The sequence below is a fragment of the Devosia sp. genome, assembly GCF_036676215.1.
Lineage (GTDB): Bacteria > Pseudomonadota > Alphaproteobacteria > Rhizobiales > Devosiaceae > Devosia.
On the sequence record NZ_JAKFDJ010000231.1, the window covers coordinates 1 to 25,606 of the forward strand.

A 25,606-nucleotide genomic window follows, 5' to 3' on the forward strand; every position below is an offset into this window, starting at 1 on the left:
GTTGATGGCGGCGGCACCAATTGCCGCGTGCGCCTGGCCGACGAGAATCTCGTGACGCTCGCCGCAGTCAAGAACGGCCGCTCCAATCTGCAGATCGATGCGGGCGATCCGGCCTACAAGGCGATCAGCGACGGCACGCGCGATGTGTTCAGAGCAGCGGGCCTCGATTATTCCGCCACCGCCGACACCTATGCCTGCTTCGGCATGGCTGGCGGTCGCATGGATACCGCCCGTGCCGAGTTCGCCGCGCGGCCCTGGCCCTTTGCCGGCGTCAAGGTCTATGACGATATCGATATTGCCCATGCCGGCGCCCTGGGCGGCGGCGAGGGCGGCGTCATCATCGTCGGCACCGGCTCGGCCGCCATGTCCATCGTCGATAGCAAGCGGCATCAGGCGGGCGGCTGGGGTTTCCAGATCGGCGACCAGATGAGTGGCGCCATTCTGGGTCGCGAGCTGGCGCGTTATTCAGTCGAGGCCGAGGATGGCCTCGTCGAAGCCTCGCCGCTGACCAAGGCGGTGATTGCTGCCCTGGGTGGCGACAACCAGTCTGCCATGACCTGGTCTTTCGCCACCGCCATGGACCTCAAGGTCATCAGCCGCGACGGCACCGAAGGCTGCGACGATGCCCTTATCGGTCGCGCCCCGGCCGAATACGGCAAGCTGATGCCGCTGTTTTTCGACCATTACGACAAGGGCGACGCCGTCGCCCACAAGATGATGGAAATCGAGCTGGGCTATATCGACACCTATGTGCGCTGGTTCCAGGCCCACAATGCCCATGTCATGGCCATTGTGGGCGGCTTTGGCGCGCGCCTGTTTCCCATTCTGCAACGGCGCTACGGTAATTTCGTAGCCCTGCCGCAATACGAACCGCTGCATGGCGCAGTCATCCTCGCCAAGCAGAATTTTCCTGCCTGAACCTCGCCCCTTCCTCAGAGGACTAGCCTAGTGTCCAGCCGTATCATTCCTGTCCAGGCTTTCGACTATGTGGTGTTCGGCGCCACGGGTGACCTGACCAAGCGCAAGCTTATCCCCGCACTCTACCATCGTTTCAAGGACGGCCAGTTTGACGAGGAATGCCGCATTATCGGCGCTTCGCGCTCCAAACTCAGCGACGCTGATTTTCAGAAGGTGGCGCGCGACGCCATTGCCCAGTATGTCGAGAAGGAATATCAGGACGAAAAGGTCATCGACCGTTTCATCAAGATCTTCTCCTATGTGGCGGTCGATGCCAGCAATCCGGAAGCCTCCGGCGATCTCGGCAAGGCCCTGCGCGACGATCCCAAGATCGTCCGCGCCTTCTATCTGGCGGTGGCGCCCGACCTGTTCGAGCCGATCGCCGAATACCTGGCCAAAAAGAAGCTTTATCGCCGCGATGCCCGCGTGGTGATCGAGAAGCCGCTGGGCCACGATCTTGCCTCCTCGATGGAGATCAATGACGGCGTGGCCAAGATCTTCAAGGAAGATCAGGTCTATCGTATCGACCACTATCTCGGCAAAGAGACCGTGCAGAACCTTCTGGCCCTGCGCTTTGCCAATGCCCTGTTCGAGCCGATCTGGAATTCGGCCCATATCGACCATGTCCAGCTCACCGTGGCTGAATCGGTCGGTGCCGGCACGCGCGGCTACTATGACGAATCCGGCGCGCTGCGCGACATGGTCCAGAACCATATGCTGCAGCTGCTGTGCCTCGTGGCCATGGAGCCGCCGGCATCCGACGATGCCGACGCGCTGCGCGACGAGAAGCTCAAGGTGCTGCGCGCGCTCAAGCCCATCGTCAATGGCGATATCGCCAGGAACACCGTGCGGGGCCAGTATAAGGGCGTCAAATCCGAGACCACTTCGGTAGCCGGCTACCAGGAAGAACTGCCCGAGGACAAGAAGGGCAGCCGCACCGAAACCTTCGTGGCCCTCAAGGCCGAAATCGAGAACTGGCGCTGGTCGGGCGTGCCGTTCTATTTCCGCACCGGCAAGCGCATGGCCAGCCGGGCCTCGGAAATCTGCATCCAGTTCAAGCCGATCCCGCATTCCATCTTCGACCACGCCGAAGGCGCACCCAAGGCCAATAAGCTCATCCTCCGCCTGCAGCCCGATGAGGGCGTCAAGCTGATGATGATGATCAAGGACCCCGGCCCGGGCGGCATGCGCCTGCGCGAGGTGCCATTGAACCTCAGCTTCGCCCAGACGTTCTCCGAACGCACACCGGAAGCCTATGAGCGCCTGCTGCTCGACATCGTTCGCGGCAACCAGACCCTGTTCATGCGCCGCGACGAACTCGAGGCCGCATGGAAATGGGTCGATCCGATCCGCCAGGCCTGGGATCGCTCGACGGAGGCGCCGCAGACCTACGTGGCCGGCACCTGGGGGCCGAGCAGCGCCATTGCGCTGATCGAGCGCGACGGCCGCACCTGGCACGAGGACGACAACTAGATGACCCAGCACGCCGAGCTCGATCGCCGCAGCTTTGCCGACAAGGCGACCCTGGCCATGGAATTGGCCGAGGCCGTTGCCGATCGCATTCGCGCGGCGATCGCCGAGCGCGGCGAGGCGGCAATTGCGGTGAGCGGCGGCTCTACGCCCGCGCGCTTCTTCCAGTCGCTGGGCAAGACCAAGGACATCGACTGGTCCAAGGTCATCGTCACGTTGGTCGACGAACGCTGGGTCGACGAGACCAGCGACCGCTCCAATGCGCTGCTGGTCAATGAACGCATGCTGCAGGGCCCGGCCGCGACGGCCCGCTTCTTCCCGCTCTATTCGGGCGGCGACGAACCGGACGCGACGGGCGTCGCCAAGACCAATGCCTTGCTGGCCGGATTGCCCGAACAGTTCGCGGCGGTCGTGCTCGGCATGGGCAATGACGGGCACACCGCTTCGTTCTTCCCAGGTGGCGATACGCTGGCCGAGGCGCTGACCGCCGAGGGTCCGACCCTGGCCATTCGCGCGCCGGGAGCGGGCGAACCGCGCATAACCTTTACCCTTCCGCGCCTCCTCCGCACGGATGGGCTATACCTTCATATTGAAGGGGAGGAAAAGGCCGCCGTTCTCGACACGGCTTTGGGCGAGGGTCCGACTGAGGACATGCCCATCCGTGCCGTCTTGCGGTCCGGCCATGCTGTAACTGTCTACTGGTGCCCATAGTCCCCTTCGCGGTCCCCAATTGACCGCCTAGGCCACGAAGGGCTCCAGCCGAGCGTTCTTTTCCGAAAAGTGTCTGCCACTTTTCCGGTTCGAGAGCGCGACAACTGCAAAGTTAGGAGCTCGCTATGTCTGTCCGTCAGGCCATCCAGGATGTTACCGATCGCATCGCGGCGCGCAGCCGCGACAGCCGTCGCGATTATCTGGGCCGTCTCGATGCCGCACGCGAAGCCGGCGTCAATCGCGCCGTGCTCTCCTGCGGCAACCTCGCCCATGCCTTTGCCGCCTGCACGCCTTCGGAGAAGGCCGCGCTGGCCGGCAACAAGACGCTGAATCTGGGCATTGTCACCAGCTATAACGACATGCTGAGTGCCCACCAGCCCTACCAATTCTATCCCGACATCATCAAGGAAGCCGCCCGCGCCATCGGCGCCACGGCGCAGGTTGCCGGCGGTGTGCCGGCCATGTGCGACGGCGTCACCCAGGGCCAGCCGGGCATGGACCTGAGCCTGTTTTCCCGCGACGTCATCGCCATGGCGACGGCCATCTCGCTCAGCCACAACATGTTCGACGCCGCGGTTTACCTCGGCATCTGCGACAAGATCGTGCCGGGCCTGCTGATCGGCGCGCTGACCTTCGGCCACCTGCCGGCCGTCTTCGTGCCCGCCGGGCCGATGCCCTCGGGCATTCCCAATGACGAAAAGAGCAAGGTCCGCCAGCTCTATATGGAGGGCAAGGTCGGCCGGGCCGAACTGCTCGAAGCCGAGAGCAAGTCCTACCATTCTGCCGGCACCTGCACCTTCTACGGCACCGCCAATTCCAACCAGATGCTGATGGAGATCATGGGCCTGCACCTGCCGGGCGCCAGCTTCGTCAATCCGGGCACGCCTTTGCGCGATGCGCTGACCAGGGAAGCTACCGTGCGCGCGCTGTCGCTGACGGCGCTTGGCAACAACTATACGCCGGCCGGTCACATCATCGACGAGAAGGCCATCGTCAACGGTCTGGTGGGCCTGCATGCCACCGGCGGCTCGACCAACCACACCATGCACCTGATCGCCATCGCCGCCGCTGCCGGCCTGCAGGTGACCTGGGACGACATGAGCGATCTTTCCGACGCGACGCCGCTGCTGGCCCGCGTCTATCCCAATGGCGTGGCCGACGTGAACCACTTCCACGCCGCTGGCGGCATGGGTTTCCTGATCCAGGAACTGCTGGAAAGCGGCCATCTGCACGAGGACGTCAAGACCGTCTGGGGCGATGGCCTGTCCAACTACACCGTCGAGGCCAAGCTGATCGAGGAGAAGCTGACCTTCGAAGCCTCGCCCAAGGAATCGGCCTTGCCCAAGGTGCTGACCAAGGTGGCAACGCCGTTCTCGCCTACCGGGGGGCTGAAGCTCCTCACCGGCAATCTCGGCCGGTCGGTCATCAAGGTCTCGGCCGTCAAGCCCGAGCATCGCGTCATCGAGGCTCCGGCCAAGGTATTCCATGGCCAGGAAGGCCTGCAGGCTGCATTCAAGGCGGGCGAACTCAATGGCGACATGATCGCCGTCGTCCGCTTCTCCGGCCCGCGCGCGCTGGGCATGCCCGAACTGCACAAGCTCACCCCGGCGCTCGGCGTGCTGCAGGACCGCGGCTTCAAGGTGGCGCTGCTGACCGACGGCCGCATGTCCGGCGCTTCCGGCAAGGTGCCGGCGGCGATCCACATGACCCCCGAGGCCGTCGATGGCGGCCCGATCAGCAAGCTGCGCGACGGCGACATGATCCGCCTCGACGCCAATGAAGGCACGCTGACCTTCCTCGGCGACGAAAAGGAATTCCGCTCGCGCACGCCGGCAACAGAGGACCTGCGCAGCCAACACTACGGCATGGGCCGCGAGCTGTTTGCCGGGTTCAGGAACCTGGTCGGCGTGGCCGACAAGGGCGCGAGCGTGTTTCAGTAGCGGCTAGGCAGCAGGGAGCGCGATGGGCTCTATGGATCGAAGTGAATCCTCTGCGGCCACCTCGGCCAATGTCAGGTCATACAGCCCCTGCATGTTGACCCAGAACTCCGGCGTCATAGAAAAAAACCGCCCGAGCCGAAGCGCGGTGTCGGGCGTGACGCCCGTCTCCTCGCGAACGAGCCGCTCGATCCGCGTGCGTGGTACACCCAAGCGGGCGGCAAGCGCATAGGGCGTCAGGCTTAGCGGCTCCAGCAACTCTTCCCGAAGATACTCGCCTGGATGGACCGGCGGTGTGATCCTGATGGCCATGGTCATTCTCCTTCAGTGATAGTCCACGATCTCAACATCTTCCGCTCGGCCGTCGACCCAGCGAAAGCAGATGCGCCATTGATCGTTGATGCGGATCGAGTTCTGCCCTTCGCGGTTGCCGGACAGGGCTTCCAGGCGATTACCCGGCGGAACGCGCAGATCGGCAAGTTCCATAGCCGACATGAGTGCCGCCAATTTTCGTTGGGCAGGACGTAGCAAATCCGGAGCAAAGCCCTTCGGGCTTTTGCCCTGCGCTATGTGCTCCGCAAACTTGCCTTTGAACGATCCGATCATCCGCACGTATCAGTAGTTGATACGCTGATAGGTGTCAAGAAAAACGTATCAACCAATGATACGTCTAGCGACTGCGCCCAAACAGCCGCTCGATGTCCTTCTTCTTGAGCTCCACATAGGTCGGGCGGCCGTGGATGCATTGGCCGGAATGGGGCGTTGCTTCCATGTCGCGGAGGAGGGCGTTCATTTCGTCGACCCTGAGGCGCCGGCCGGAGCGGACCGAGCCGTGGCAGGCCATGCGGGCAATGATGGCTTCCATGCGGTCGCTGACGGCGGCGATGGAATCCCATTCGGCGAGGCCATCAGCCACGTCGCGCACGAGGCCATCGATGTCGGAATTGCCCAATAGAGCCGGGGTCTCGCGCACGGCGACGGCGCATGGGCCGAACCGTTCGAGATAGAGGCCGAAGCGCTCAAGCTCCGGTGCGGCCTCTTCGAGCCGGGCGCAGTCTTCCTCGGGAAGTTCGATCACCACCGGGATGAGCTGGCTCTGGCTGGGCACCGGGCCGGAGGCCAGTTGCGCCTTGAACCGCTCATAGACCAGCCGCTCATGGGCGGCGTGCTGGTCCACCAGCAGCAGGCCCTCGCCGTTCTGGGCGATGATGAAATTGTCGAACATCTGCGCTCGCGCCGTGCCCAGGGGATATTCCGCCAGTGCCGGTGCGGGCTCGGCCTCGATGCGGGCGCTGGGCTCGGTGAAGCCGTCGAAACGCGCGAAGGCGGCCGGCTCGATATGGCGAGGCTGGTCATAGCTGCGGGCCATCGGTGCCGTCGTCGATATGGTCTGCGACGCGGTGGTTTCATAGGCCGGCGCGGTGAAGGCGCCCAACACGTCGTCGGCCACGGTATCGGAGGCCTTGAAGCCCGCTGCCGTCAGCGCTTCACCGATGGCACGGATCACCGCGCTGCGCACGGCGCCGGCATCGCGAAAGCGCAGTTCGGCCTTCGCCGGATGCACATTGACGTCCACCTCGCCCGGATCGACGGCGATATAGAGCGCCACCACCGGAAAGCGGTCGCGGAAGGTATAGTCGGCATAGGCCGCGCGGATAGCGCCGACCAGCACCTTGTCGCGCACCGAGCGGCCATTGACGAAGTAGAACTGGCTGAGCGAATTGGCCCGCGTATAGGTCGGCAGCCCGGCGAGGCCCGCGACCACCACGCCATGCCGGCTGCTCGCCAGCCGCACCGCATTCTGCGCGAAATCATCGCCCATCACCTGGCCCAGCCGCGCCTCCAGCGCGCCCGTGCCGGTGACGGCGGGCCAGTTTGAGGGCGAGCGATCCGTGCCATTGAGCAGAAAATGCACCGCCGGATTGGCCATGGCGAGGCGCTTGACCACGTCGGTGATGGCGGCTGCCTCGGCCCGGTCGGTCTTGAGAAATTTGAGCCGCGCCGGCACATTGGCGAAGAGGTTACGCACCTCGACAATGGTGCCCCGGTTCATCGCCAGCGGCACCGGCCCGGAGCGGACGCCGCTGCGCACTTCGAGCCGTAATCCGCTTTCCGCATTGGCGGTGCGCGAGGCGATGGAAAGCTCGGCCACCGAGCCGATCGAGGCCAGCGCCTCGCCCCGGAAGCCCAGCGTGCGGATATCGTCCAACTCGTCTTCCGAGAGCTTGGAGGTGGCATGCCGCTCCACCGAGAGCAGCAGATCGGCCCGGTCCATGCCGTGACCATCATCCTCGATGCGCATCAACCCCTTGCCGCCCGCCGCGGTGGTGATGACGATCCGGCTGGCGCCGGCATCGATGGCGTTTTCCACCAGCTCCTTGACCACGCTGGCGGGCCGCTCCACCACCTCGCCGGCGGCGATGCGGTTGATCAGATCTTCGGGCAACTGGCGGATGGGCAAGGGCGATTCTCCTGAAGGGAGAATATAGGGCAGGGCGGCGCGGTTTCCGACCCGTTTGCGGACTGCGCACGACAATTCGGGCGAAGAGCTAAAGCCCCTCGCCCTTGAGGGGAGGGCGATGAACGATGGATCGGGGCTCCCATCACCCCCTCCCGGCCTCCCCCATCAAGGGGGAGGTGCCGCTCCACTCTTGAAGCGCGATGTCGCCACGACCACCGGCCTATACCTCCCCCTTGATGGGGGAGGCTAGGAGGGGGTGATGGCTGGGCACGATGTGCGGCTAGTCGAGCAGACCGACCCGCACGGCCTTGATCTGTGTCCGCACGGGGAGATACACCTCCCTCATGCCCAGCCAATCCCCCATGGACCTCGCCCTGTCGCTCGCCGAAGAAGCGGCCACCTATGGCGAAGCGCCGGTGGGGGCGGTGATCATGGAAGGCGAGGTTGTCCTTGCCGCCGAGCGCAACCGCATGAAGGCGCTGAATGATCCCACTGCCCATGCCGAAATGCTCGCCATCCGCACGGCGCTCGAAAAGCGCGGCAGCGGCCGCCTCGATGGCTGCGACCTCTATGTGACGCTCGAACCCTGCGCCATGTGTGCGGGGGCGATTGCGCATGTGCGGCTGCGGCGGGTCTATTTCGCTGCCGAGGATATCAAGGCCGGCGCGGTGGAGAACGGCGTGCGGCTGTTCGAGCAGCCGACCTGCCACCACCGGCCCGAGGTGATCGGCGGCCTCGGCGAAGGGCGGGCAGAGGCCATGCTGCGGGATTTTTTCCGGGCATTGCGCTAGCCAGTCGGGCCTAGTGCCCCAGCATGCGCTCCAGCGCGCCGGGTTGGTCATGCACGGCGAGCTTGTCCATGATGGTGGCGCTGGCCTCGTTCATGCCGACCAGTTCCACTTCGGCGCCGGCCCGGCGGAACTTCAGCACCGCCATGTCCACGGCATTGACGCCAGTCAGGTCCCAGATATGGGCGTTGCTCACATCGATGCGAACGCGCTCCAGCTGTTCCTTGAAGTCCATGGCGTTGAGGAAGTCCTCCGCCGAAGCGAAGAACAACTGGCCTTCGATGAGGTAGTCACGTTCCTTGCCGTCGGCGGTCAGCACCGAGGTGACGCGGAAGATCTGCGACACCTTCCAGGCAAAGAAGATGCCCGAGAGCAGCACCCCCACGCCGACGCCAAGCGCCAGGTTGTGGGTGCCGACCACCGTGATGACGGTGGCGAGCATGACCAGGCTCGACCGGCGCGGATGTTTGCGCAGGTCGTTGAGCGAGGTCCAGCTGAAGGTGCCGATCGACACCATGATCATGATGGCGACCAGCGCCGGCATCGGGATCAGGCCGACCCAGTCACCCAATACCATCAGCAGGAAGAGCAGGAAGGCGCCGGCGGTGAAGGTGGACAAGCGCGTGCGGCCGCCCGATTTCACATTGATGACCGACTGGCCGATCATAGCGCAGCCCGCCATGCCGCCGAAAAAGCCGGTGATGAAATTGGCAATGCCCTGGCCGATGGATTCGCGGTTCTTGTCGCTGCCGGTATCGGTCATCTGATCGACGATCGAGGCAGTGAGCAGGCTTTCCAGCAGCCCGACGGCGGCGACGCCGATGGAATAGGGCAGGATGATCCAGAGCGTTTCGAGGTTGAACGGCACGTTCGGCAGCAGCAGGCTGGGCAGGCTTGATGGCAGCTCGCCCAGGTCGGCAACGGTGCGCACATCGGTCCGCAGCAAGAGCGAAATGCCGGTCAGCACGAGGATGCAGACCAGGGGCGATGGGATGGTTTTGGTGAGCCGCGGGAACAGGTAGATGATGGCCAGACCCCCCGCGATCATCGCATAGGTCTGCCAGGTGACGCCGGTCAGCTCGGGCAGCTGCGCCATGAAGATCAGGATGGCGAGCGCGTTGACAAAGCCGGTCAGCACCGACCGGGAGACGAACCGCATGATGGTGCCGACCCGGGCGAGGCCTGCTCCGACCTGGATAATGCCGGCAAGGACGGTGGCGGCCAGCAGATAGTCGAGCCCATGCTCGCGCACCAGACTGCCCATCAGCACCGCCGTGGCGGCCGTGGCGGCCGAGATCATGGCCGGCCGGCCGCCGGCGATGGAAATAACGATCGCTATGATGACCGAGGCATAGAGGCCGACCTTGGGATCGACTCCGGCAATGATGGAAAAGCCGATGGCTTCGGGAATGAGCGCCAGGGCGACGACGATGCCGGCGAGGACGTCGCCGCGAATATTGGAAAGCCAGTCGCGGCGGAAATTTTCGACAAAGGTCATGTTAGGTCCAGACAGCACGATGACCAGGTCGCTATTGGCGACCGGCAAATGGGGCGGTTTCTACTGGATTGTCTGGCGGATTGGCGGCCAGAAGAGCCACCCGGATTTGCACCGGGTCCGATTGAATGGCGCCGTTTTGCCCGCATCCGCAGGCAAATGCAAGCCGGCGCGGGTCTTGCCGGACTAGTTGCTGTCGATCACCGGAACACGGTCGGCGACATAGTCCTCGATCTTTTGCGCCAGGATGCGCTTGAAGCGCTCCTTTTCGACCTCGGCATGGGCCATGATCTCCCGCACCCGCCAGAATTCGAGTGCGCCGAAATTGGCGACATGCGGGCGGATATACATGTCGGGCGGATAGGCCGCCATCATATGCGCGGTGAGCGAATGCATCATGATCTGGGCCGAGCCGAACCAGATATCGAGCGCCTTGTGGTCGGTCTTGGCGATGCCCTCCGAGGGATCGCCGTTGACATCGATACCGATGAGAAAGTCGGTGCCGATATCGGCCTGGTCGAGCGGCAGCGGGTTGACCACGCCGCCATCGACCAGGATATGGTTGGCATAGACCACGGGCTTGAACAGGCTCGGAATGGCGATGGAGCCGGCAATGGCCGGGCGCAGCAGGCCCGTATTGAACACCACCTGATGCCAGGATTGGAAATCGGTCGCCACCACATAGAGCGGCACCTTGAGGTCCTTGAACTCGATCGGGAAATTGGGGGGGATGAAGGCGTCGACAATGCTGGTGGCATCGAGCTGCATCGAGATGCCGTTCTTGAGAATGCCGCTGATGCCGCGAATCTGGGTGGCCCAGAGCCTGGTGGCAATGGTGCGCATGGTGCCCAGCACCTCGTAGGAATGCTCGCGGAGTTCCTTGCCGCTCATGCCTGCGGCCCAGCCGGCGCCGATCAGCGCGCCGATCGAGGTTCCCGAAATCACTGACGGCTTGAGGCCGAGCTCGTCCATGGCCTCGATATAGGGAATATGGGTCAGGCCGCGCGCGGACCCTCCGCCCAGTGCCACGCCAATTCGAGGTCCCGATGCCGTACTCATACTTCCCCGCTCCTTGCCCTGGCTGCGCAGCCCATCGGCGAGCGCCTGGCCGCGCCGTTGCAGCGGGGTCAGTGGGCGATTGAGCGGCGTCTTATCAAAGACGGTCTTGCGGTAGAATAGGCCAGTCGGGTTTAGGAAGGGTTCAAGATTCGGCGCGGGCGATTTCGCGCCAACCGATGTCTCGGCGGAAAAAGCCTTCTGGCCAAACAATCTGGTCCACGCCTGCGTAAGCACGTTCCTGTGCCTCTTTCACGGTTTCGCCCAGAGCGGTGATGTTCAGAACGCGGCCGCCGGCAGCTAGTAAACGTTCGCCGTCGCGGCGCGTTCCGGCGTGGAAGACATGAATCGTATCGCTGTCGATGCCTTCGGCGCCCTTGATTTCTGAGCCTTTGCCATAAGAGCCCGGATAGCCCTCGGTCGCCATGATGACTGTCAACGCGTACTGATCTTTCCACTGCGCGTTATGGCCCGAAAGCGTGCCTGTGGCGGTGGCATGCAGCAGCGGCAGCAGGTCGCTCTCCATGCGAAGCATCATCACCTGCGTTTCGGGGTCGCCGAACCGGGCATTGTATTCCACCAGCTTGGGTCCATCGGGTGTGAGCATCAGCCCGGCATAGAGCACGCCCTGATAGGGGGTGCCGCGGGCGGCGAGGCCCTTGACCGTCGGCCAGATCACCCGTTCGAGCACGTCCTCATAGATCTCGCGGGTCATCACCGGGGCAGGGGAATAGGCGCCCATGCCACCGGTATTGGGGCCCGTATCGTCGTCAAAGGCGCGCTTGTGGTCCTGTGCCGTGGTCAGCGGCAGGATGTCCGCGCCGTCGCAGAGTACGAAGAGGCTCACCTCCTCGCCTTCCATGAATTCCTCGATGACAACCTCGGCGCCCGAGGCGCCAAAGCTGCCCGCGAAGCAGTCAACGATGGCCGCCTCGGCCTCCTCGACGGTCATCGCTACGGTGACACCCTTGCCGGCGGCCAGGCCATCGGCCTTGATCACGATCGGCGCGCCCTGCACGTAGAGATAGGCCAGCGCCGCCGCTTCACTGTCGAAGCGCCCATAGGCGGCGGTGGGGATATCCATCTCGTCGCACAGCGCCTTCGTAAAGCCCTTGGAGCCTTCGAGCTGGCCAGCGGCCTTGCTGGGGCAGAAGCAGGTGATCCCCGCGGCGCGCACATCGTCGCCCAGCCCGGCCACCACTTGCGCATCGGGACCGACGACGACGAAGTCGATCGCCTGGGACAGGCAGAAGTCGGTCACCGCCTTGTGGTCAGTGATGTCGATCGCGACATTTTCGGCGACCGCGCCGGTGCCGCCATTGCCGGGAGCGATGAAGAGCTTGGTCAGCAGTGGCGACTGGGCGATCTTCCACGCCAAGGCATGCTCGCGCCCGCCCGAACCGATCACCAATACCCGCATGGATTGCCCCCGTCGCTGTTGTGCGCGTGATGCACCAGCGGGGCGGGGGTGGCAAGGGTTTCTTCCCTCTCCCTCAAGGGGAGAGGGAAGAAACCCTGCTACATCTCGGCTTCTTTGAAAATCCTGCTCACATCGCCTTCCCATTCGCCGCGGAACTTGTCGAGCCAGCGTTCGGCGGGCGACTTGGCGTGGCGGATGGTTTCTTCGAGCGGGGCCAGGTGGATGGTTTCGTCCCTGCCCTCGGCATTGCGGCGGCCACGGCGGACCAGGCCCGCCTCGGCAATGCCGACGGCCTGGGCGGCGACGTCATAGAGATTGGAGCGGTCATGCGGGGTCATCAGCCCCAGCCGGGGCACCTCGCGGCGCTGATGCTCGCGCTCCTCACGCGTCCAGGGCTCGATCAGCTCATAGGCCGCTTCCAGCGATACTTCGTCATAGAGCAGGCCGGTCCAGAAGGCCGACAGCGCCACCACCGACTTTTCGTCGCCCATATCGGCGCCGCGCATCTCGAGGAACTGCTTGAGCCGCACTTCCGGGAAGATGGTCGAGAGATGGTCTTCCCAATCCTTGATCGTGGGCCTTTCGCCCGGAAGCTGGGGCAGTTCGCCCTTGAGGAAGGCCCGGAAGCTCTCGCCGGCCACGTTGACATACTGCCCGTCGCGGATGACGAAATACATCGGCACATCAAGCGCATAGTCGGCATATTGCTCGAAGCCGAAGCCCTCGTCGAAGGCGAAGGGCAGCAAGCCGGTGCGGTCATCGTCGGTATTGAGCCAGATATGGCTGCGATAGCTGAGATAGCCGGTGTCGCGCCCATCGGCGAAAGGCGAATTGGCGAAGAGCGCGGTGGCCACCGGCTGCAGCGCGACCGAGACGCGGAGCTTCTTGACCATGTCGGCTTCGCTCGAAAAATCGAGATTGGCCTGCACCGTGCAGGAGCGGAACATCATGGAAGTGCCGAGGGTGCCGACCTTTTCCATATAGGGCTTCATGATGCCGTAGCGGGATTTGGGCATGGCCGGGATTTCGTCGACCGACCAGATCGGGGTCACGCCGAGGCCAAGGAAGTGGATATCGAGCGGCGCGGCGACCTTTTTGGTGACGCGCATATGCTCGGCCAGTTCGGCCGCGGTGCCATGCAGGTCCACCTGTGGCGAGCCCGAGAGTTCGAATTGCCCGCCCGGCTCCAGCGAAATGCCGCCGGCGATCTCGTCATTGCGCAGGCCGATGGGGTTTTCGCCATCATAGAACGGGTGCCAGCCGGTTTCCGCCTGGATGCCGTCGAGCAAGGCGTGGATGCCGTTGGGCCCCTCATAGGTCACCGGGCGCAGCGGATTGGTGTGGAACACATGCTTTTCGTGTTCGGTGCCGATCCGCCAATCGCTCTCGGGCTTGCACCCCCGCGCCATGGCCTCGATCAGGTCGGCCCGCGATTCGATAAGGGGTGAGTAGGAGGCGACGCCGGCCATAAGCAGTCCTCTGACGTGAGGGTTCAATGTTGGCCGGAACATAGCGTTGCACAAGCCGAATGCAATCGGCTTTTATCGCCAATCACCGATGATTGCCTGAATCACCGCTAGCGCGGCGACCGCCGCCGTGTCCGCCCGCAGGATGCGCGGACCGAGGCTGATGGGCACGACATAGGGCAGGGCACGCAATTTGGTCCGCTCGTCGTCCGAAAATCCGCCTTCCGGCCCGATCAGGATGCCGACCTTCTGCCCCTTGAGGGTGCCCAGCACGTCGACCGGGGAGGCCGAGGCTTCGCCTTCATCGGCGAGGACAAGCCGGCGATCGGCCGGCCAGGTATCGATGAGTCGCTCCAGCGTCGTCTCGGCTTCGACCACCGGAACGCTCAGCACTTCGCATTGCTCGGCCGCCTCGATGGCATTGGCAACCAGCCGCTCATGCTTGAGCCGGTTGACCTGGGTGAAGCGGGTAATCACCGGCTGGATGGTGCCGGCGCCCATTTCCACGGCCTTCTGGATCACATAGTCCAGCCGCTCGGTCTTGAGCGGTGCAAAGCCGTACCAGAGATCGGAAGGCGGGGTTTGTGCCGCGATCTGCTCCATAGGCTCCAGCGCCACCGACTTCTTGGAATCACTGGTTAGCCGGGCGAGCCAGGCGCCATGGCGGCCATTGAACAGCACGACTTCATCGCCGACGGTCTTGCGCAACACGGCCGCAAGATAAAGCGACTGCTCCTTGCCCAGGGTTAGGCTCCCGCCCGCTACGAGGTCGGGTTCGACATAGAGACGGGGCAGGGCGGCGTGGGTACGGGGCATAGATATTGGGCACTTTCCCTTCTCCCCTTGTGGGAGAAGGTGCCCCGAAGGGGCGGATGAGGGGTTTCGGGCGTCACCATAAACGCTGTATGCGTGGAGAGAACCCCTCACCCCTGATTTTCTGCTGAACGCAGAAAATCAGGCCCTCTCCCACAGGGGGAGAGGGGGGACGCGGAGCGCGTGGAAAGGCAACGCCATGTCAGACACAAACCAACCCGACGCCGTCGCCGATGCCCAATCCGGCAACTGGGTCGACCGCTACGCTCCTGCCTGGCTCAAGCCCTACGCGCGGCTGGCCCGCTGGGACCGGCCGATCGGCTTCTGGCTGCTGTTCTGGCCCTGCGTCTGGGGACTGGCGCTGGCGGCAGTGGCCAGCCCGGATCTCGGTTTTGACTGGTGGGCCGCCATATTGATGCTGGCCGGGGCCATCCTGATGCGCGGCGCCGGCTGTACCTTCAACGACATTGTCGACCGCGACATTGATGACAAAGTGGCGCGCACCCGCTCGCGGCCGATTCCCTCGGGGGCTGTCACCGCACGCGACGCGTTCGCCTTTCTTGTCGCCCAGGCCCTGCTGGCTTCGGTCATTCTCTTCCAGTTCAACCGCTTCACCGTCTGGGCCGGCGTGGCCTCGCTGGTGCTGGTGGCAATCTATCCCTTCATGAAGCGCGTTACCTGGTGGCCGCAGGCCTTCCTGGGCCTCGCCTTTTCCTATGGAGCCCTCGTGGGCTGGAGCAGCCAGACTGCCAGCCTGGCCATGCCGGCACTGCTGCTCTATTGCGGCACGATTCTCTGGGTCATCGGCTACGACACGCTCTACGCATTGCAGGACATCGAGGATGATGCGCTGATCGGCGTCAAATCCACCGCGCGCCTGTTCGGGGACCATGTGCGACCCGTGGTGGCGGTGCTCTATACCGGGGCGTACCTGCTCTGGATGGCAGCGGCTCTGCTGGTCGGAGGCGGGATCGTATTTGCTGCATTATCGCTGGCAGCGGCGGCCCTGCTCGCCTGGCAGGTCTGGACGGTCGATGCGGAACAGCCGGACAATCCCCGGTTTCGCTTCGACAGCAACAAGTATGTCGGGATCATCCTGGCACTGGCGCTGCTGGCCGAGTGGGTGTGGTGAGACTGCTAGTTACCCCCCAAAACGCCAAAAGGGCTGACCGCACCACCGGTCAACCCCCAGGACGTGCTTTGGAGAGCAGTAAACTTATGCGTCGGGGTGACCCGGCTTGCGGCGGTTGAGGAAGCGCGGGCGGCGGTTGGCTTCGGCCACCAGCTTGCGGCGCGATTGCGAATTGCCGACCGTCACGCCATCGACCTGCTGGCTATAGGGCATGTAGGCGCCGTCGCCGGCCTTGATGAACAGCGGCAGGCGGAGCTTCTTGCCCCAGTTCTGCCACTCGGCGACGACGTTGTGATTGCCCTCTTCCTCGAACACGCGATAGTTCAACTCGCTGTCGGAGTGGACCAGCTCGATCGAACTGGTCAGCACGCCTGCCTCGGAAATCTGGGTCGCAACGGCGACGCCGATGAATTCGGTAACCGGCACCTTGATCTTGATCGCCACACCGCTCTGTTCGAGCATGCGGCGCACGGTGACGGTCTTGACGGGGTCCTTGGGGCCATTGTCGTTTGCCGCCACGAAGCGGCGGTCCGCCACATTGGGGCGGCCGAATGCGAGAACGACCGAAGTCCCTTCCATCGCGACACCATGAACCATTTGAATTCGCCTTCCTGTCAACTTCGAGAGCTGATTTTTGGTGCTCTCTTTATGAGGCCAACATAGCGCCTCGCCTTACCTGCCTCCTTAATCCGTTCGGTTAAGTTTATCTTGTTTTCCGAGAGGGTTAGCAGGGTCTTGCACCGGGTAGGGAGCGGTTAACCCAGCTGGGTGGCGCGGTGTTAACCCTGCCATATTTGCCGACGCCACCTCGCCATGCGGCGGGGCCCTTGCCCAAGCCCCGTGCCGGGCCTAAAAGGCCCGGCGATGCCCGCTCCTGCAACCACTTACAGCGATGACCTCGAACTGCTCCGCTCCTCCGCGGTCGCGGCGGGGATCATTGCCAGCAGCTTCTTTCGCCGCGACGTCAAGAGCTGGCACAAGGAGAATGCCTCCCCGGTCAGCGAGGCCGATATCCTGGTGGACCGCTATCTTGCCTCAGCCCTCCTGCATGCGCGGCCCGACTATGGCTGGCTGAGCGAGGAAACGGTCGACCACCCGAGCCGGCTCGATTGCGAGCGCGTGTTCGTGGTCGACCCTATCGACGGCACCAGGGGGTTCCTGCGCGGCGAGGACAGCTGGACTGTTTCGCTGGCGGTGGTTGAAAACGGCGTGCCGGTGGCCGGGGTGGTTTACGCGCCGGTACGCGACGAAATGTATGACGCGGCACGCGGCGAGGGCGCCCGGCTCAACGGCCAGCCGATCCGTCGCAACCGCCGCGCCGGATCGGCGCCTCTGATCCCGGCGCCAGGCGCCGTGCATCAGGAGATGCAGGCAGCAGGGCTCCAATATACCCGCGGTCCGGCCTATCCCTCGCTGGCCTATCGGCTGGTGCAGGTGGCCACCGGCAAGCTCGACGCCGCGGTCGCCCGCCGCGGCAGCCAGGATTGGGATATTGCTGCCGCGGCGCTGATCCTTGAGGAATCCGGCATCGGCTTTGCCGATGTGTGCGTCGGGTTCCCCCAATTCAACAAACGAGATGTGCGCCACGGGGCGCTTGCGGCGCTGAGCGACATGAGCCTAAAACCGCTTGTTCATGCTGCCCTGATCAAGGTCTATGGCTGTCCGGCCCTGGACGCAGGCGGCGACGAACTGTCCACTCCTTTACATACGGACCTCACCGATGGCTAAAGAAGACCCCACCAAGCAATTGCTGCATCTCGTGATCGGCGGCGAACTCTCGAGCCTGGAAGGCGTGACCTTCGCCGATCTCGACAAGGTCGACATCGTGGGGCTCTATCCCAACTACGCTGCGGCCTATGCGGTGTGGAAGCAGAAGGCCCAGATGACGGTCGATAGCGCCCAGACGCGCTACTTCATCGTCCACCTGCACCGCCTGCTGGAGCCGGAAACGCACAAGGCCTGATGGGCTTTCTCACCTCTCCCCTGGGGCGAGGTCGGCGCACAGCACCGGGTGAGGGGGGCTTTTCTTGGCCCGGTGCGTGGGGAAGGCCCCCTCACCCGACCCAAGAGGGTCGACCTCTCCCCCAAAGGGAGAGGTGAAGAGTCGGCTACGCGACCAGTGCGTCCAGTATCGCCACCATGGCCCCCGGGCCGCCAATGCGCTGGCGGCCGATATTGGCCAGGCGCCGGCGTTCCTCGTCATCCTCGAGCAAGGTGCGGAGCGCCGTGGCGATTGCCGGTGCTTCCGCCGCCACGACGGTGCGCGCCTCGCCGAACAGCATCTGTTCGTCATTGAAGCGGGAGCGGCGGTCCCGCGGGTTGACGAAGGTGATGACCGGCTTGCCCAACCCCAACGCCTGCACCGTGGCGGTGCCCGCCTGCGACAGCACCAGGTCTGACGTTTCCAGCAGATTGCCCATCGCGCCGCCGCGGGCCATGTGGATGGTGAGATCGCCATCCGACAACTCGCCAAGGTCGGATGGCTCGACGCTGAGCATCGGCGTGCGCTTGAGCCCGGTCTTTTTGGCCAGATCATCCACATTGATGCTGCCGGCCACGGCGAGGAACACGTCCGGGCGCAGGTCTGCGCGAAGCATGCGCAGGGCCTCGACCTGCAGGGCAAAACTCTCGGCGGTCAGCGCCCGGCTGCCCGGCAGAAGCGTCACCGCCAGCGGCCGGCTGCGCCGTGTCGAGGCGTCGTAGCCGCCATGCGGAATGGTATCCATCATGACATTGCCGGCCGAGCGTGCATCGACGCCCACCTGCGTCAGCGACTGCGCCAGGTTATCGGACCGGCAGAACACCGTCTTGCATGTCCGCTTGATCGCCCAGCGCTCGGGAGCGGAATAAAGCCGCGCCGCGCCGGTCTTGTAGACATCGAGATAATGGAGATTGCGGTGGCCGGTCACCTGGCAGGCCAGCACGCCCACCATGTCGCCCACGACCACCACACGGTCATACTTGCCGCGGATTCGCCGCAGGAAGCTGAGCGCCGGCGGCACGGTGCTCAGACCGCCAGTGGCGATGTCGCGGCGCAGCGACCCTTTGACGTTGCGCCAGCCCTCGGAGGCCAGTGTCGCCCGCGGACCGACCAGGGGGCAAACGCCGGCATAGGCATTGCCGGCCCCGATCATCGGATAGGCTTCCACCTCGATGCCTTTGGGCATGCCGGCGACGATGGCGGCAGCAATGCTGTCTTCGCCATGGCCGTTGGAAACGAACAAAAACCGGCGACCGCCCGACGCTTCGGCCTCCACCATCAGGCTCCGCGACCGAAACGCTCAAAGGCCGTGTGGGCGGCGGTGGCGTCGGCATAGGGTTCCTGCCGGTCGACGCTCCAGTAGAATAGCTCGTCGAGGGGAATTGGTTTCTGCGTGATGGCGCAGCGCACGAAACTGCCGGGTTTGAGCACCACATAGTCGCCATCGAGATAGCGGATTACCGCTTCGGTGGGTGCAAAGCCCTTGTCGAAGATGTTCATTCAGATCGTCCTTCAACCGTCGCACCGATATAGCGGGCAATCGGGCCGATCAAAAGAGACTTTCCTGACTATCGCTGTCCGGTTGAGGGCGTGGTTTCTTCTTTATGGCCGGACTGCCAGCAATCGTTGCGGAAACGTCACCATCGGCGAACTCGATGGCAACCATGTCGCCGGGCAAGAGGCCCGCGCGTTCATGCACCAGATTGCCATCCGCATCCTTGATTACGGCATAGCCGCGCGCCAGCACGCTCTTGTAGCTCAGCGACATCAGGAGTTTGCCCGACTGGGTCAATGCCGCGCGCCGCTCGCCCAGGCTCACCGTTATGCCGGCGAGCAACCGGGCCGCGAGCGGGGCGAACTGGCTCTGCGAATGACGCAGTTCCGTCCGCAGGGCATTGGGCGAAAGCTTGGGACCGATGGTCTCGAACTGCGCGCGCTTGCGTTCGACCAGCCGCCCCGCCGCTGCAGCCAGGCGTTCAGCGCGAGGGTCATGGGTCAACCGCGCCCGGTCCACCGTCTTGCGCAGGCCTGCATCGGCGCGCAGCGACAGATTGCGCAGGCGCTCGCCCACTTCCTGCTGCTGGCCGCGGATGACGCGCGCATTGAGCTTGGACTCGATCCGCGAGAACGCCACCCGATGGTCCTGCACCGAGTGGCGCAGGCCGGTAAAGAGATTGCTGGCGGCATGGTCGAGCCGCTGGCGTTGCGTGGCGACCAGATCGGCCGGTCGCGGCAATCCGGCGGCAGCGGCCCGCAGCCGGTCACGTGCGCTGCCCGCAAGCCGGCGCGCTGCCTGGCGTTGGCGACTGCCCAGGTCGTCGAGATAGCCAATCAGTTCGGCGCGTACCGGCACGGCGGCTTCTGCCGCAGCAGTGGGGGTGGGCGCCCGCATGTCCGACACATAGTCGATCAGCGTCGTATCGGTTTCGTGGCCCACGGCGGAAATGATCGGAATGCCGCTGGCGGCGACGGCGCGTACCACCGATTCTTCATTGAAGCCCCACAAATCCTCGATCGAGCCGCCGCCACGCGCCACGATCAGCAGGTCGGGGCGGGGAATCGGGCCATCGGGCAGGAGGGCATTGAAGCCCTCAATGGCGTTGACTACCTCGGGCGCGCAGGTATCGCCCTGCACGCGCACCGGCCAGACCAGCACATGGCTGGGAAAGCGGTCCGCCAGGCGATGCAGGATATCGCGGATCACTGCTCCGGTGGGCGAGGTGATGACGCCGATGACGCGCGGCAGATAGGGCAGGGGGCGCTTGCGCTCGCGGGCAAACAGGCCCTCCGCCAACAGCTTCTTGCGCCGCTCCTCGAGCAAAGCCATCAGCGCGCCAGCGCCTGCCGGCTCGATATTGTCGATGACGATCTGATACTTGGACGAGCGCGGGAAAGTGGTGAGGCGCCCGGTGGCAATCACCTCCAGGCCCTCTTGCGGCTTGAAGGTCAGCTTGGCGAAATTGCCCTTCCACACCACCGCGTCGATCGAGGCGTTTTCATCCTTGAGGGTGAAATAGGCGTGGCCCGAGGAATGCTGGCCACGATAGCCCGAGATCTCGCCGCGCACCCGCACATGGCCAAACTCGTCCTCGACCGTGCGCTTGACCGCCTGGGCGATCTCGCTGACGGTAAATTCGGCGGCATTGGTCAGGGCGTCGGCCATGTCCTCTGGTGCGACAAAGGGTGATGGAGGTCAAGGGGGCGGGGACTACTCCGCCGCCTCGGACTGGCGCGGGATGTCGAGATTGCCCATCGACTGCACGATGTGGTTGGCCAGGGCATCATAGATGCCGCCATAGGCGTGGCTGGCGCGCATCAGGGCGATCTGCGCGTCGCCGAGGCGCGGCAGGCCCTGATCGTCATTGACCACGCGCATGCCCGGCTGCAGTGCGCTTTCCGGCAGGAAGCCGACCGCCAGGTCCGAGAGCACGGCACTGGAAATCGCGGTGGCGTTCGAGGACGTGTAGGCGATTCGGTAGTCCTTGCCGGTACGCTCCAGCGCTTCCTGCGCATCCTTGCGCCAGATGCAGCATTGCGGCCCGCAGGCAATGGCAAGCGGCTCGCTGGCCAGCGCCCTTCCGCCATGGGAGGCGACCCAGAACATCTTTTCAGTCCGGAACAGTTCCCCGAAATTCTGCTCGGTGCCCTGCGTGAAGACAATCAGGTCGTAGCGGCCGGCCCGCATGCCGCTCAGCAATTCCTCGGATGCCATGCAGGCCACATCAACCGCAATTTTGGGATGCGTGCGCTGGAAGCTGGAGAGGATCACCGGCAGCAGGCGCACGGCGTAATCGTCCGGCACGCCGAAGCGGATGGAGCCGCTGAGATCGCCGTCAGAGAAATGGTCGAGGATTTCGGCGTTGGTGCGCAGCATCTTGCGCGCCCGGGCATAAAGGGCGTCGCCATGTACGGTGAGGGTGACGCCCCGACCGTCTCGCGCCAGCAGCGATTGCCCAAGCCGCTCTTCAAGCCGCTTGATCTGCATCGAGACGGCGGACTGGGTCTTGTTCACCCGGCGCGCCGCCTCCGTGAAACTGCCGCAATCGGCAATGGCGCAGAAGCTTTGTAGCTGATCCAGATCAAGAGGAGCGGTCATGGTCGTGTCCATCACTCAAATTGATAGTGCAGATGAAATCTATTTGTTAGACGAATGGATGTCCAGAGCGTTATCTTAACATCATCGACGCAATAGACCCCGCGCCGGACCCGCCGACCTCCCTTCGGCACAACCACATGTTTGGAGACTATAATGGCTCTCTCGCTTTCCGGCGAGCGGTCACTCGCGGCCGCCTCGCCTGCCAATCCGTTTGTCGCACTCGCGCGCTGGATCGCCAAGGCACAGGCCGCACGTACCCGCCGGGTTGCGTTGTCGGCCTTGCTGGAACTCGATCACGCCCGCCTCAGCGACCTGGGTATTTCGCGCCACGACGTTATGGCTGCCCTTGCGGCGCCCGCTCACGCCGGCCCTACGCTCAACGCTGCCCGCAGCCGCAACGCGCGGACCTGATCGGACGCTTCCATAAAAGTTTGCGCCGGCTTTGACCTCCAGCCGGCGCACCCCTGTTGGTACGGACACTTCGTTACGAGCGCTCGTGCCATCTCCCGGGCCGGTTTTGCCGCCGGTCCCGTTTCCTGATGACTTGCCGGACCGGTGCCTTGGCATCTGTCCGGCCTTTTTTGATCAGGCCTGGGTAAAGACGACGCCGATTTCCGTCTCGGTGCGCCACACCACGGTACAGACGAATTTGCGCCCGTCATCCATGGCCAGCTGGAAACTGTCGGGAATGCCGATGATGCTGGCGACCTTGAGCCGCGCACCGGACTCGGACAGGTTGCGCACCGTGCACTGGAAGGTCGAAAAGCCGTCATTGATGACGATGCGTCCGCCCTTGAGCGTACGTTGGCGGGGAGACGCGCGCTTCTCTTCTGTCATGCTGGACTCCTTGTTCAGGGGAGTTGGGCGAAACCGTCCTCGAAGCCGTTCAGCGACACCGGAATGCCGATGCCCTCTTCGGGCGTCTTGAACACCACAAAAATAGCGTTGGTGCCAGTCGACAGCGTTTCGATCAGGCTGTCGTCGAGCACGACTTCGGCGACGCAGCCATTGGGCAGGCAGCGCACGAACGCGACGCGCCCCATATCCTCGCCATCGACATTGAGCCCCAGACCATTGGGCAGCAGCACGCCGAGCGGCGCCAGCACGCGCAGCAGGCGCGCCTCGCGATCGGCGGTGCGCAGCACGATGACGGAGAGGCCTACATTGGGCTGATCCTCGGCCATCACGTTCTGGATAATGGCGCATTGCTCGAAGCTGGCACCCGGGGGCGTGTCGCAGCTCATCTGCCAGTCGCCATACTGGGCGCGTACCACGCCCTGGCCCAAGGTGGCACCCGCGGCGGCTGCCGCCGCCACCAGCGCAAGGCCCAGACCAACCAGACGACGCTTCACAATCCGCTTCACTCTACAACTCTCCCGACGAATCGCGCGCCCGCGCGAGCCTTCGTCTGTTTCCGACAGGCAGGGAGCCAAGTCAACCAAGGCCCGGAATTGCTAGGGATATGGTCGCCAAAGTGCGGCGAGGGTGAGGCGTCTTCGTCCATTTGTCGCGCAATATGACGCAGCCGCGCCGCCCCTTGCTGCAATGGACTTGGCGTTTCCGATGTGATTTAGGTCAAGGCCGAGTTTTGCGCTCCGAGGTTGAGTCGGGGCGGCGTATGCTATGCCGCTGTTTTTGCCCCTCAATCCCGGTGTGGATGCACCAATTGAAGTCGATAGGGGGTTTAGGTGACCGGGCAGTTCTTCAGAAAGATGGGGGCTCTTTCGGCAGCCGCAATGGCGCTGGTCCCCGCTCTGGCCACGGCGCAGGAAAACGCCACCGGCCATCCTGTTCCGGGCCAGTATCACCTGCAGCCGTCGGTCACCCCGATCATGGATTCCATCGTGGCTTTCCATGACGGCATCCTGATGTGGACCATCAGCCTGATCGTGGTCTTCGTGCTGGCGCTGCTGGTGTGGATTGCGATCCGCTACAATGCCAAGCGCAACCCGGTCCCTGCAGCCTTCACCCACAATACGCTGGTTGAAGTGGTCTGGACGGTGCTGCCCATCGTCATACTGATCGTGATCGCCATCCCGTCCTTCGGCGTCCTGAGCGACCAGCTCACCACGCCCGATGGCGAGCGCAAATATCTTGGCTCCAACATCTTCTCGTTCGGTGAAGTCGAGGTTCCGGCGCCAGAATTGACCATCAAGGCGACCGGCCAGCAGTGGTACTGGGACTATGAATATGTCGATCAGGGCCTGGGCCTGACCTCGATCATGCTGAACGAGGACGATCGCAATGCCTCCAAGCCAAGCCAGCCGCGCCTGCTTGCGGTGGACAATGAGCTGGTCGTGCCGGTCGATACCACCGTGCGCCTGCAGGTGACGGCCGATCCGCTTGGCGTGATCCACGCTTTCGCCGTGCCGTCCTTCGGCATCAAGATCGATGCCGTTCCGGGCCGTCTCAACGAAACATGGTTCAACGCGCGTGAGACCGGCCTGTTCTACGGGCAATGCTCGGAACTCTGCGGCAAGGACCATGCGTTCATGCCGATTGCTGTGCGCGTCGTCACCAAGGAAGAATTCGCAGCCTACATGGCGGCTTTCGAGGGCGGTGACTACACCGCCGCCACTGCCACGCTTGCGGCAGTGCAGTAAGAACACGGGTCAGGGAATACATTAATGGCCGATACGACCGCTCACCTCGAAGCCCACGCGACCGGACACGACGCCGCGTCGCACCATGAACCGACCGGCTGGCGCCGTTGGGTCTACTCGACCAACCACAAGGACATCGGCGTGATGTACCTGATCTTCGCGATCGTCGCGGGGATCCTGGGTGGGTTGCTGTCCGGCGTGATGCGCATGGAGTTGCAGGAGCCGGGCATCCAGATTTTCCATGGCCTGGCCTCCATGGTCTATGGTGTGGAAGGCGGCGAGGCGCTCGACGCCGGCAAGCACATGTATAATGTGTTCACCTCAGCGCATGCGCTGATCATGGTGTTCTTCGTGGTCATGCCCGCCACCATGGGCGGCTTTGCCAACTACTTCGCTCCGCTGATGATCGGTGCCCCCGACACGGCCTTCCCGCGCATCAACAACATCGCCTTCTGGCTGTTGCCGCCGGCCTTCATCCTGCTGCTGATGAGCCTGTTCTTCGAAGGCACCGGCCCCGGCGCGCTCGGCTTTGGTGGCGGCTGGACCGTCTATCCGCCGCTCTCCACCACCGGTCACCCGGGCCCGGCCATGGATTTCGCCATCCTGTCGCTGCACGTGGCGGGTGTGTCCTCGATCCTGGGCGCCATCAACCTGATCACCACCATCTTCAACATGCGCGCTCCGGGCATGACGCTGCACAAGATGCCGCTGTTTGCCTGGTCGGTGCTGGTGACTGCCTTCCTGCTGCTGCTGGCTCTGCCGGTGCTGGCCGGCGCCATCACCATGCTGCTGACCGACCGCAATTTCGGCACGGCCTTTTTCAAGCCGGCCGAGGGCGGCGATCCGATCCTGTTCCAGCATCTGTTCTGGTTCTTCGGCCACCCCGAAGTCTACATCATGATCCTGCCGGGCTTCGGCATCATCAGCCACATCGTCTCGACCTTCAGCCGCAAGCCGGTGTTCGGCTACTTGGCCATGGCCTATGCCATGGTCGCCATTGGCTTCGTCGGTTTTGTCGTGTGGGCGCACCATATGTACACCACGGGCCTCAGCCTTGATGTGCAGCGCTATTTCGTGGCCGCCACCATGGTCATCGCGGTGCCGACGGGCGTGAAGATCTTCAGCTGGATCGCCACCATGTGGGGCGGCTCCATCACCTTCAAATCGCCCATGCTCTGGGCCATCGGCTTCATCTTCCTGTTCACCGTCGGTGGTGTGAC

At 64.0% G+C, this 25,606-nt stretch carries 26 protein-coding genes and 1 other annotated feature; of the genes, 11 read left to right on the forward strand and 15 right to left on the reverse strand.

From position 1 onward, the window contains the following. The 4 genes from V6M52_RS19610 to edd form a co-directional block, all read left to right on the forward strand. Positions 1-918 (forward strand): BadF/BadG/BcrA/BcrD ATPase family protein (locus tag V6M52_RS19610; RefSeq protein WP_332702696.1); only part of this gene is annotated, 918 nt, incomplete at its 5' end. A 30-nt stretch (positions 919-948) separates the two neighbouring features. Next, entirely contained in the window at positions 949-2,430 is a 1,482-nt protein-coding gene (gene zwf / locus V6M52_RS19615; RefSeq protein WP_332690723.1) for a glucose-6-phosphate dehydrogenase, read from the forward strand. Then, positions 2,431-3,138, forward strand: a complete 708-nt coding sequence (pgl, locus tag V6M52_RS19620) for a 6-phosphogluconolactonase (RefSeq protein WP_332702698.1) — start codon at positions 2,431-2,433, stop codon at positions 3,136-3,138. A gap of 125 nt (positions 3,139-3,263) precedes the next feature. Beyond that, positions 3,264-5,078 carry a phosphogluconate dehydratase gene (edd, locus tag V6M52_RS19625; protein WP_332702700.1) on the forward strand — a complete coding sequence of 605 codons (1,815 nt, stop codon included), beginning with the start codon at positions 3,264-3,266 and terminating at the stop codon, positions 5,076-5,078. Between the two features lie 3 nt (positions 5,079-5,081). On the opposite strand, the gene V6M52_RS19630 is transcribed toward edd, so the two are convergent. The 3 genes from V6M52_RS19630 to mutL all read right to left on the reverse strand — a co-directional run bounded on the left by V6M52_RS19630 (position 5,082) and on the right by mutL (position 7,536). Beyond that, entirely contained in the window at positions 5,082-5,387 is a 306-nt protein-coding gene (locus V6M52_RS19630) for a HigA family addiction module antitoxin (RefSeq protein WP_442881895.1), read from the reverse strand. Between the two features lie 12 nt (positions 5,388-5,399). Next, positions 5,400-5,681: a type II toxin-antitoxin system RelE/ParE family toxin gene (locus tag V6M52_RS19635; RefSeq protein ID WP_332702703.1), complete on the reverse strand. Its 282-nt coding sequence runs from the start codon at positions 5,679-5,681 to the stop codon at positions 5,400-5,402. A 64-nt stretch (positions 5,682-5,745) separates the two neighbouring features. Further along, positions 5,746-7,536, reverse strand: a complete 1,791-nt coding sequence (gene mutL, locus V6M52_RS19640) for a DNA mismatch repair endonuclease MutL (protein ID WP_332702706.1) — start codon at positions 7,534-7,536, stop codon at positions 5,746-5,748. A 344-nt stretch (positions 7,537-7,880) separates the two neighbouring features. On the opposite strand from mutL, the gene V6M52_RS19645 reads away from it, so the two are divergent. Then, positions 7,881-8,327 (forward strand): nucleoside deaminase, encoded by a 447-nt coding sequence (locus V6M52_RS19645; protein ID WP_332702709.1) that lies wholly within the window; start codon positions 7,881-7,883, stop codon positions 8,325-8,327. Positions 8,328-8,337: 10 nt separating this feature from the next. Here V6M52_RS19645 and V6M52_RS19650 read toward each other — a convergent pair whose 3' ends face one another. From V6M52_RS19650 to V6M52_RS19670, 5 genes are all read right to left on the reverse strand, one after another. Next, positions 8,338-9,822, reverse strand: a complete 1,485-nt coding sequence (locus tag V6M52_RS19650) for a SulP family inorganic anion transporter (protein WP_332702711.1) — start codon at positions 9,820-9,822, stop codon at positions 8,338-8,340. Positions 9,823-9,888: 66 nt separating this feature from the next. Further along, positions 9,889-9,944, reverse strand: a sequence feature (sul1 is cis-regulatory element that is thought to sense ions involved in sulfur or methionine metabolism; They are found in Alphaproteobacteria). A gap of 61 nt (positions 9,945-10,005) precedes the next feature. Then, on the reverse strand, positions 10,006-10,878 hold the full coding sequence (locus V6M52_RS19655; protein WP_332688076.1) for a patatin-like phospholipase family protein: 873 nt from the start codon (positions 10,876-10,878) through the stop codon (positions 10,006-10,008). 142 nt (positions 10,879-11,020) lie between these two features. Continuing rightward, positions 11,021-12,295 (reverse strand): phosphoribosylamine--glycine ligase, encoded by a 1,275-nt coding sequence (gene purD, locus V6M52_RS19660; protein WP_332702712.1) that lies wholly within the window; start codon positions 12,293-12,295, stop codon positions 11,021-11,023. 98 nt (positions 12,296-12,393) lie between these two features. Further along, positions 12,394-13,764 (reverse strand): glutamate--cysteine ligase, encoded by a 1,371-nt coding sequence (locus V6M52_RS19665; protein WP_332702715.1) that lies wholly within the window; start codon positions 13,762-13,764, stop codon positions 12,394-12,396. 72 nt (positions 13,765-13,836) lie between these two features. Continuing rightward, the gene (locus tag V6M52_RS19670; RefSeq protein WP_332702717.1) at positions 13,837-14,577 is read right to left on the reverse strand and encodes a 16S rRNA (uracil(1498)-N(3))-methyltransferase; all 741 of its coding nucleotides are present in this window, start codon (positions 14,575-14,577) and stop codon (positions 13,837-13,839) included. 196 nt (positions 14,578-14,773) lie between these two features. On the opposite strand from V6M52_RS19670, the gene ubiA reads away from it, so the two are divergent. Next, a complete protein-coding gene (gene ubiA / locus V6M52_RS19675) occupies positions 14,774-15,706 on the forward strand; it encodes a 4-hydroxybenzoate octaprenyltransferase (protein ID WP_332702720.1) in 933 nt (310 codons plus the stop codon). Between the two features lie 84 nt (positions 15,707-15,790). Here ubiA and V6M52_RS19680 read toward each other — a convergent pair whose 3' ends face one another. Beyond that, positions 15,791-16,303, reverse strand: a complete 513-nt coding sequence (locus tag V6M52_RS19680; protein WP_332702723.1) for a DUF6101 family protein — start codon at positions 16,301-16,303, stop codon at positions 15,791-15,793. A gap of 267 nt (positions 16,304-16,570) precedes the next feature. On the opposite strand from V6M52_RS19680, the gene V6M52_RS19685 reads away from it, so the two are divergent. Further along, positions 16,571-17,434 (forward strand): 3'(2'),5'-bisphosphate nucleotidase CysQ, encoded by an 864-nt coding sequence (locus tag V6M52_RS19685; protein WP_332688070.1) that lies wholly within the window; start codon positions 16,571-16,573, stop codon positions 17,432-17,434. Beyond that, positions 17,427-17,669: a DUF4170 domain-containing protein gene (locus V6M52_RS19690; RefSeq protein WP_332688069.1), complete on the forward strand. Its 243-nt coding sequence runs from the start codon at positions 17,427-17,429 to the stop codon at positions 17,667-17,669. Before V6M52_RS19685 ends, V6M52_RS19690 begins: the two co-directional genes overlap by 8 nt. Positions 17,670-17,814: 145 nt before the next feature. On the opposite strand, the gene V6M52_RS19695 is transcribed toward V6M52_RS19690, so the two are convergent. Genes V6M52_RS19695 through V6M52_RS19710 form a run of 4 tightly spaced genes read right to left on the reverse strand, consistent with a single transcriptional unit; the run spans position 17,815 to position 21,783 of the window. After that, positions 17,815-18,966, reverse strand: a complete 1,152-nt coding sequence (locus tag V6M52_RS19695) for a hypothetical protein (RefSeq protein WP_332702726.1) — start codon at positions 18,964-18,966, stop codon at positions 17,815-17,817. Then, positions 18,966-19,187, reverse strand: a complete 222-nt coding sequence (locus V6M52_RS19700) for a DUF2093 domain-containing protein (protein WP_056228027.1) — start codon at positions 19,185-19,187, stop codon at positions 18,966-18,968. The genes V6M52_RS19695 and V6M52_RS19700 overlap by 1 nt, the downstream gene beginning before the upstream one ends. A 49-nt stretch (positions 19,188-19,236) precedes the next feature. Beyond that, positions 19,237-20,850, reverse strand: a complete 1,614-nt coding sequence (gene xseA / locus V6M52_RS19705; RefSeq protein WP_332702729.1) for an exodeoxyribonuclease VII large subunit — start codon at positions 20,848-20,850, stop codon at positions 19,237-19,239. Positions 20,851-20,895: 45 nt separating this feature from the next. Continuing rightward, entirely contained in the window at positions 20,896-21,783 is an 888-nt protein-coding gene (locus V6M52_RS19710; RefSeq protein ID WP_332688066.1) for a LysR family transcriptional regulator, read from the reverse strand. Positions 21,784-21,936: 153 nt separating this feature from the next. Between V6M52_RS19710 and V6M52_RS19715 the strand changes: the two genes are divergently transcribed. Then, a complete protein-coding gene (locus V6M52_RS19715; RefSeq protein ID WP_332702732.1) occupies positions 21,937-22,194 on the forward strand; it encodes a hypothetical protein in 258 nt (85 codons plus the stop codon). 174 nt (positions 22,195-22,368) lie between these two features. On the opposite strand, the gene V6M52_RS19720 is transcribed toward V6M52_RS19715, so the two are convergent. Both V6M52_RS19720 and V6M52_RS19725 read right to left on the reverse strand, forming a co-directional pair. Next, complete coding sequence (locus V6M52_RS19720; RefSeq protein WP_332688064.1) at positions 22,369-22,620, reverse strand: PilZ domain-containing protein; 252 nt, start codon at positions 22,618-22,620, stop codon at positions 22,369-22,371. 14 nt (positions 22,621-22,634) lie between these two features. Continuing rightward, positions 22,635-23,147 (reverse strand): invasion associated locus B family protein, encoded by a 513-nt coding sequence (locus tag V6M52_RS19725; RefSeq protein WP_442881896.1) that lies wholly within the window; start codon positions 23,145-23,147, stop codon positions 22,635-22,637. A 324-nt stretch (positions 23,148-23,471) separates the two neighbouring features. Between V6M52_RS19725 and coxB the strand changes: the two genes are divergently transcribed. Beyond that, entirely contained in the window at positions 23,472-24,386 is a 915-nt protein-coding gene (gene coxB / locus V6M52_RS19730; protein ID WP_332702735.1) for a cytochrome c oxidase subunit II, read from the forward strand. Positions 24,387-24,410: 24 nt separating this feature from the next. Beyond that, on the forward strand, positions 24,411-25,606 hold a 1,196-nt coding region (locus tag V6M52_RS19735), incomplete at its 3' end, for a cbb3-type cytochrome c oxidase subunit I (RefSeq protein ID WP_332702738.1).